9 protein-coding genes are annotated in these 6,997 nt (G+C 67.1%); 8 read left to right on the forward strand and 1 reads right to left on the reverse strand.

What is annotated here, in order from left to right; all coding sequences use genetic code 11:
• The 8 genes from KHC27_RS08120 to KHC27_RS08155 all read left to right on the forward strand — a co-directional run.
• On the forward strand, nucleotides 1-727 hold a 727-nt coding region (locus tag KHC27_RS08120), incomplete at its 5' end, for a TraG/VirB4 family ATPase (RefSeq protein WP_459076738.1).
• Nucleotides 724-1,476: a P-type conjugative transfer protein TrbJ gene (gene trbJ / locus KHC27_RS08125; RefSeq protein WP_213337459.1), complete on the forward strand. Its 753-nt coding sequence runs from the start codon at nucleotides 724-726 to the stop codon at nucleotides 1,474-1,476. The genes KHC27_RS08120 and trbJ, both read left to right, overlap by 4 nt.
• A 12-nt stretch (nucleotides 1,477-1,488) precedes the next feature.
• The gene (gene trbK-alt, locus KHC27_RS08130; protein ID WP_213337461.1) at nucleotides 1,489-1,758 is read left to right on the forward strand and encodes a putative entry exclusion protein TrbK-alt; all 270 of its coding nucleotides are present in this window, start codon (nucleotides 1,489-1,491) and stop codon (nucleotides 1,756-1,758) included.
• A 3-nt stretch (nucleotides 1,759-1,761) separates the two neighbouring features.
• The gene (gene trbL / locus KHC27_RS08135; protein ID WP_213337477.1) at nucleotides 1,762-2,991 is read left to right on the forward strand and encodes a P-type conjugative transfer protein TrbL; all 1,230 of its coding nucleotides are present in this window, start codon (nucleotides 1,762-1,764) and stop codon (nucleotides 2,989-2,991) included.
• Nucleotides 2,988-3,677: a conjugal transfer protein TrbF gene (trbF, locus tag KHC27_RS08140; RefSeq protein WP_213337479.1), complete on the forward strand. Its 690-nt coding sequence runs from the start codon at nucleotides 2,988-2,990 to the stop codon at nucleotides 3,675-3,677. Before trbL ends, trbF begins: the two co-directional genes overlap by 4 nt.
• Complete coding sequence (gene trbG, locus KHC27_RS08145; RefSeq protein ID WP_213337494.1) at nucleotides 3,674-4,654, forward strand: P-type conjugative transfer protein TrbG; 981 nt, start codon at nucleotides 3,674-3,676, stop codon at nucleotides 4,652-4,654. The genes trbF and trbG overlap by 4 nt, the downstream gene beginning before the upstream one ends.
• Nucleotides 4,654-5,835 (forward strand): TraB/TrbI/VirB10 family type IV secretion system protein, encoded by a 1,182-nt coding sequence (locus KHC27_RS08150; RefSeq protein ID WP_213337501.1) that lies wholly within the window; start codon nucleotides 4,654-4,656, stop codon nucleotides 5,833-5,835. The genes trbG and KHC27_RS08150 overlap by 1 nt, the downstream gene beginning before the upstream one ends.
• 2 nt (nucleotides 5,836-5,837) lie before the next feature.
• Complete coding sequence (locus tag KHC27_RS08155) at nucleotides 5,838-6,083, forward strand: DUF2274 domain-containing protein (RefSeq protein ID WP_213337503.1); 246 nt, start codon at nucleotides 5,838-5,840, stop codon at nucleotides 6,081-6,083.
• Here KHC27_RS08155 and KHC27_RS08160 read toward each other — a convergent pair.
• On the reverse strand, nucleotides 6,070-6,997 hold a 928-nt coding region (locus KHC27_RS08160; RefSeq protein WP_343210864.1), incomplete at its 5' end, for a LysR family transcriptional regulator. The two genes, KHC27_RS08155 and KHC27_RS08160, sit on opposite strands and share 14 nt — an antisense overlap.

The following is a 6,997-nucleotide window of genomic DNA, read 5'->3' on the forward strand; positions in this document are numbered from 1 at the left end:
TCTGCCGTCCAACGACCTCAAACAGGCGCTGCGTCCCTACTGTCTGGGCGGCGCCTGGGGGCGGCTGCTGGATGCGGAGAGCGAGCATCTGGGCTCGGCCACCGTCCAGGCCTTCGAGACGGAAGGTCTGATCGGCACGGAGGCCGCGCCGGCTGTGCTGGCTTATCTGTTCCACCGGATCGAGGACCGGCTCGACGGATCACCGACCCTCATCATCATCGATGAGGGCTGGCTGGCCCTGGACGATGACGCCTTCGCCAGCCAGCTGCGGGAATGGCTGAAGACGCTGCGCAAGAAGAACGCCTCCGTCATCTTCGCCACGCAGTCCCTCTCCGATATCGACGGCTCGGCGATCGCGCCCGCCATCATCGAGAGCTGCCCGACACGTCTTCTGCTCCCCAATGAACGGGCCATCGAGCCGCAGATCAACGCCATCTACCGCCGCTTCGGCCTGAACGACCGGCAGATCGAGATCCTCGCGCGGGCCATGCCGAAGCGGGACTATTACTGCCAGTCGCGGCGCGGCAACCGGCTGTTCGAACTCGGCCTCAGCGAGGTCGCGCTGGCGTTGTGCGCGGCGTCCTCGAAGACGGACCAGCAGGCCATCGGCGAGATCTTCGCCGCGCATGGCCGCGACGGCTTCCTGGACGCCTGGCTGCGTCATCGCGGCCTCGGCTGGGCTGCCGACCTCCTTCCCAACCTCACCAATCTGGAGACGCAGCCATGACGCTGTCCCGTCTGCGCCTATCCGCGTTCGCCGTCGCGCTGCTGACCGCACCGCTCGCCCTCGCACCCGTGCTGTCCCCGTCCGCGCAGGCCCTCACGGTCTATGACCCGTGGAACTACGCGGAGAACATGATCTCGGCGGCGCGGGCGCTCGAGCAGATCAACAACCAGATCACCTCGCTGCAGAACGAAGCGCAGATGTTGATCAACCAGGCCCGCAATCTCGCCAGCCTGCCCCATTCCTCGCTGCAGCAGATCCAGCAATCGGTCCAGCGCACCCAGCAGTTGCTCGGACAGGCACAGAGCATCGCCTTCAATGTCGGCCAGATCGACCAGGCCTTCCAGCAGCGCTATGGCAGCATCCCGCTCTCGGCCTCCGATGCCGATCTCGTCGCCGGTGCGCGCTCGCGCTGGCAGACCACGGTTGGTGGCTTGCAGGATGCGCTGCGCGTGCAGGCCGGCGTCGTCGGCAATGTCGACGCCAACAAGGCCGAGATGGCGACGCTTGTGGGCCAAAGCCAGGGCGCCACGGGCGCGCTTCAGGCCACGCAGGCCGGCAACCAGTTGCTCGCTTTGCAGTCGCAGCAGCTCTCCGACCTGATCGCGGTGATGTCCGCTAATGGGCGCGCCGAGGCGCTGTCCGAGGCGGAACGCGCGACCGCCGCCGAGCAGGGCCGTGAGCAACGCCGGCGCTTCCTCACCCCGGGCGCAGGCTATCAGGCCGGCAATGCCCGCATGTTCAGCAACTGACGGGAGGCCGACATGGACGCAGTCCTGCTGGCCCGGCTCGGCGCGGTGATCTTTGTGGCCATCGCCGGCACGGCGGCGGTCGTGGAGATGACCCGGGTGGAGGAGGCGCCGGAGCCTTCACCCATTCGGACGGTAGGGGCCGCGCGCGATCCTCTGCGCGATGAGCAGCGCCGCTGCCAGCAGCTTGGAGAGGCGGCCACCCAAGACGCCGCGTGCCTGAAGATCTGGGCGCAAACGCGCGACCGGTTTCTCGGGCATCCCGCGCCGAACGAAGGCCATTGAGCCATGAACGGCACTGGCGTCATCGACAACTTCCTGGGGGTCTTCACCTCCTACATCGACAGCGGCTTCGGCCTGCTTGGCGGCGAGGTTGCCTTCATCGCCACCACGCTCATCGTCATCGACGTGACGCTGGCGGCGCTGTTCTGGTCGTGGGGTGCGGATGACGACATCATCGCCCGGCTCATCAAGAAGACCCTGTTCGTTGGCGTCTTCGCCTACATCATTGGCAACTGGAACACCCTCGCCCGCATCGTCTTTGAGAGCTTTGCCGGGCTCGGCCTCAAGGGCTCGGGAACGGCATTTTCCGTCAGCGACCTCATGCGTCCCGGCAAAGTGGCGCAGACCGGGCTCGATGCCGGCCGTCCCTTGCTCGAGTCGATCTCGGACCTGATGGGCTGGGTCGCCTTCTTCGAGAACTTCATCCAGATCGCCTGCCTGCTGTTTGCCTGGGCGCTGGTGCTGCTCTCCTTCTTCATTCTCGCGGTCCAGCTCTTCGTCACCTTGATCGAGTTCAAGCTGACGACGCTCGCCGGCTTCGTGCTGATCCCCTTCGGCCTGTTCGGCAAAACCGCCTTCATGGCCGAGCGGGTGCTGGGGAACGTCGTCTCCTCCGGCATCAAGGTCATGGTGCTCGCGGTCATCATCGGCATCGGCTCCACCCTGTTTGGCCAGTTCACCGCGGGGTTTGGGGGACAGACGCCCACCATCGATGACGCCATGGCCATCGTGCTGGCTGCCCTTTCTCTGCTTGGTCTCGGCATCTTCGGTCCCGGCATTGCCGCCGGCCTTGTCTCCGGTGGCCCACAGCTGAGCGCCGGAGCGGCCATCGGCACCGGCATGGCCGCCGGTGGTGCCCTGATGGCGGCCGGCGGTGCCGCTAGTCTCGCAATCCGGGGCGGTGGGGCCGCCCTCTCGGCGACGGCGGCTGCGGCGCGGGGCGGAGCGACGGCCTACAGCATCGGTGCGGCCGGGCAGTCCGGCATGGCGAGTGTCGCCTCGGGACTGGGTGGCGTCGCGCGCGCGGCGGGCTCGGCCGCCGTGTCACCGCTCGCAAACGCCGTCAACGGTACGTCCTCAGCTTCCTCCGCCGATGAGGTGCCCGACTGGGCCAAGCGCATGAAGCGCGGCCAGTCGCTTCGCCATGGCGTCTCCGCCGCCGCCCATGCTGTGCGCTCCGGTGACAGCCATGCCGGCGGCTCTTCCGTCTCCCTGTCTGAGAGCGACCGCTCATGAGCCTCTTCAAGCGACCCGCGACCCATTACGGCACCTCGCCAGAACCCGTCACGCCCTATCAGAAGGCCGCCCAGGTCTGGGACGAGCGCATCGGCTCGGCCCGCGTGCAGGCCAAGAACTGGCGACTGATGGCGCTTAGTAGCCTGTTCCTCTCAGGCAGCTTTGCCTCAGCTCTGATCTGGCAGTCGACGCGGGGCACCGTCGTGCCCTGGGTGGTCGAGGTCGATCGTCTCGGCCAGACGCAGGCCGTTGGACCCGCCACAGGCGATTATCGTCCGACCGATCCGCAGATCGCCTGGCATCTTGCCCGCTTCATCGAGCAGGTGCGCAGCCTGCCGGCCGATCCGGTGATCGTCAGGCAGAACTGGCTCCGGGCCTATGAGTTCACCACTGATCGGGGAGCCGCCGCGCTCAACGACTATGCCCGCGCCAATGATCCCTTCACCCGGGTCGGCAAGCAGCAGATCGCCGTCGAGGTCTCCAGCGTCATCCGGGCCTCGCCCGACTCCTTCCGCGTCGCCTGGGTCGAGCGGCGCTATGAGAACGGCCAGCTCGCCGCCACCGAGCGCTGGAGCGCGATCCTCACCCTGGTGATCCAGCCACCGCGCGATGCCGAGCGCCTGCGTACCAATCCGCTCGGCATCTATGTCAACGCCATCAGCTGGTCGCGGGAGATGAGCCAGTGAAAACACCTCTCCGTAAACCCGCATCTCGGGCTTTCCGCCGCTCCGCCTTTGCGGTTCTCCTGCTTTCGGCAACTGCGCTGGGCGGCTGCGCCTCGGCACCGAAGCCGCCGCAGATCAGCTATGACAGTGAGGTGCCGGCGCTGCCGGCCGTGCCAGCCGTCGTCACTGACGAGCGTCCGCGCCCGCTCCACACGCCGCCCGCCTGGACGCCGGCCAAGGGCGGCACGGACGCCAAAACGCCCGTCGCTCGCGTCGAGAACGCCAATGCGGCGGCCCGCGTGGAACCGCGCCGCGAGGGCTATTACAACGCCATCCAGATCTATCCCTGGAGCGAGGGTGCGCTCTATCAAGTCTATGCAGCGCCCGGCCAGATCACCAACATCGCACTGGAGCCGGGCGAGAGCCTGACCGGCAGCGGCCCCATCGCGGCCGGCGACACCGCCCGCTGGATCATTGGCGACACGGAGAGCGGCGAGGGTGTGAACCGGCGCGTGCATGTGCTGGTGAAACCGACGCGGGCGGACATCTCCACCAACCTTGTCATCACCACCGACCGGCGCAGCTATATTATCGAGCTGCGGGCCGGCGAGAAGCCCTATATGCCGGCCGTCGCTTGGGCCTATCCACAGGTTCCGGGAGCACAGCGCTCCAGTGTTCCGGCGGTACCGGTTATCCCCAGCTTCGCAGCGCGCAACTACCGCTACGCGCTCTCCGGCGACACGCCGCCCTGGCGGCCAATGGCCGTCTATGACGACGGGCGTAAGGTCTATGTCGAGTTCCCGCGCGGGGTCATTCAGGGCGAGATGCCGCCGCTCTTCGTCATTGGGGCGGACGGTGAGGCGCAGATCGTCAATAGCCGCATCTATCAGAACATCCTGATCGTCGACCGGCTCTTCGGTGCGGCCGAGCTCCGCCTCGGCGGCGGCGAGCGTCCGCAGAAGGTGCGGATCGAGCGCACGGATGGGAGGCCGGCATAATGAACAGCCCCGACAATCATGACCTCGAGGTGGATCTCGGCGCTCCGACCACCGATCACGCCGCGGCGATGCGGCTGCGTCCCGAGCCGCCGCGCGTCACGCGTTTCTCGCGCAAGGTCCTCGCCGGCGCCGGGCTGGTTGTCAGCCTCGGCATAGGCGGCGCCGTGATCTATGCGCTGCAGGGTCGCGACAAGGGCACCGGCGGCGCGGAGCTCTACTCCACCCAGAACCGCTCCACCGCCGACGGCCTTGCCGGCCTGCCGCGGGACTACACCGGGCCGATCCTGGGTCCGCCTCTGCCGGGCGATCTCGGCCGACCGATCCTTGATGCACAGAACCGCGGCCAGCTCGTCGTGCCGCCGACAATGGCAGCGCCACAGGTCGATCCTGAGCAGCAGCGCCGTCTCGCCGAACAGGAAGCCGCGCGGACCAGCCGTGTGTTCTTCCAGGCGGCGCAGGCTCGCGCGGCGCCGCCGTCATCGGCCGGTGCTTCCGGCTACCGCGGCCTGGGCGCAGCGGGACCGGGCGGCCCGCCCTCGACCCAGGACCGCCAGCTTGCCTTCCTCAATGCCGCCGTCGATCGGCGCGTCGTCGCATCCGATCGGGTCATGGCACCGGCATCGCCTTATGTGCTGCAGGCCGGCGCCGTCATCCCGGCCGCGCTCATCACCGGCATCCGCTCCGACTTGCCCGGCCAGATCACCGCGCAGGTGACCGAGAATGTCTATGACAGCCCGACGGGCCGGATCCTGATCATCCCGCAGGGCACACGCCTGCTCGGCCAGTACGACAATGGCGTCGGCTTTGGACAGCGCCGCATCCTGCTGGTCTGGAACCGGCTGATCTTCCCCAATGGTCGCTCCATCGTGCTGGAGCGTCAGCCCGGCACCGATGCGCAGGGCTATGCCGGCCTTGAGGACGGCGTCGACATGCACGGGTGGGATCTCGCCAAGGCGATCGGCCTCTCGACGCTCCTCTCCGTCAGCGCCGAACTCGCCATGGATGATGAAGACGAACTGATCCAGGCGCTCCAAAGCGGGGCGCAGGACACCATCAACGATGCCGGCCAGGAGATCATCCGCCGGCAGTTGCAGGTCGCGCCGACCCTGACCATCCGGCCGGGGTTCCCGGTGCGGGTGATGGTCACCCGTGACCTCGTGCTCGAACCCTACAGGTACTGACCATGGCGAAGCTGAAACTCGGCCCCATCCCCAACGACAAGCCGGTGAAGGTGGCGCTGTCGCTGCCCGGCGCGCTGCACCGCGATCTTGTCGCCTACGCCGAGGTGCTCGCACGGGAAACTGGCCAGCCTGCACCAGACCCCGTGAAGCTTATCGTGCCCATGCTGGAGCGTTTCATCGCCACGGATCGTGAGTTCGCCAAGGCGCGCCGCGATGCTGGCGGCGCTGCGAGCATCAGCGCGTCGTAGCCCGCTCCTGGGCCATCTTCCGTGTGAGGCTGAGCAAGGTGCGCACCGCCGGGTTATCGTTGCGAGGCGAGTAAATCACGGAGAACGGGATCGCCTCGCCGGCGAGAGGGCGGAACACCACCTCCGGCAGGCTGATCACAGTCTCGGATTCCAACACCGGGAGGATCCCTCGTCCCGTGGCGACGAGACCCAGAAGGCTGAAGCGGGCGACTTGCTGCGTACTGATGCGCGGGGAGATACCGAGCTCACGGAACCTGCGCTCAAGGAAGCCGCGCACCTCATTGCCGGAGCCTTCGGTGCGGACAAGAAAGGTCTCGTCCACGAGATCTCGCCAGGACAGCACATCCCTTTGGACCAGAGGATGAAGCCGCGGCAGCGCGAACAGAAGTGGTTCGCTCCACGAGGAAATCGCATCACAGTCCGGCCAGCTTTGCCGGCCCAGCACGAATGCGGCGTCGAGATCAAACCGCCGTATCGCGGCCGCGTGATTTTCGGCAGGCGCTTCGACAAAGTCGATATGAACGCCCGCATAACGGCTGTCGTACGTCTGGAACAGGTCGCGCAGAAAGCCGGAGGACAGGTTCGAGAACAGGCCAACTTTAAGGTGGCCTTCCTCGGCCCGCCCGAGCGCAGCCGCTTCCACCGTCGCCTCGCGGATTTGATCGAGCGCTTGGCGCGTGCGGTTCAGAAAGCGCTGCCCCGCCAGAGTGAGGTTCACCCCGCTTGAATGCCGGATGAACAGCGACACACCTATCTCGTCTTCAAGATCGCGCACGCTCCGGCTGATGGACGATTCCTTGACCTCAAGAGCCACCCCCGCCTTGCGGAAGCTTCCGTGCTCGGCGGCCGCTACGAAGTAGCGCAGATGGCGCAATTCGATCGAGGTGGATAGCGGCGCAGCCATCCGCGCTCCG

It is taken from the genome of Ancylobacter lacus (genome assembly GCF_018390635.1).
GTDB lineage: Bacteria > Pseudomonadota > Alphaproteobacteria > Rhizobiales > Xanthobacteraceae > Ancylobacter > Ancylobacter lacus.

Bases quoted from the DNA above. Each gene is read 5' to 3' on its own strand.
- trbJ (WP_213337459.1), top strand. From the start codon at position 724: ATGACGCTGTCCCGTCTGCGCCTATCCGCGTTCGCCGTCGCGCTGCTG.
- KHC27_RS08155 (WP_213337503.1), top strand. From the start codon at position 5,838: ATGGCGAAGCTGAAACTCGGCCCCATCCCCAACGACAAGCCGGTGAAG.
- trbK-alt (WP_213337461.1), top strand. From the start codon at position 1,489: ATGGACGCAGTCCTGCTGGCCCGGCTCGGCGCGGTGATCTTTGTGGCC.
- KHC27_RS08150 (WP_213337501.1), top strand. From the start codon at position 4,654: ATGAACAGCCCCGACAATCATGACCTCGAGGTGGATCTCGGCGCTCCG.
- trbF (WP_213337479.1), top strand. From the start codon at position 2,988: ATGAGCCTCTTCAAGCGACCCGCGACCCATTACGGCACCTCGCCAGAA.
- trbL (WP_213337477.1), top strand. From the start codon at position 1,762: ATGAACGGCACTGGCGTCATCGACAACTTCCTGGGGGTCTTCACCTCC.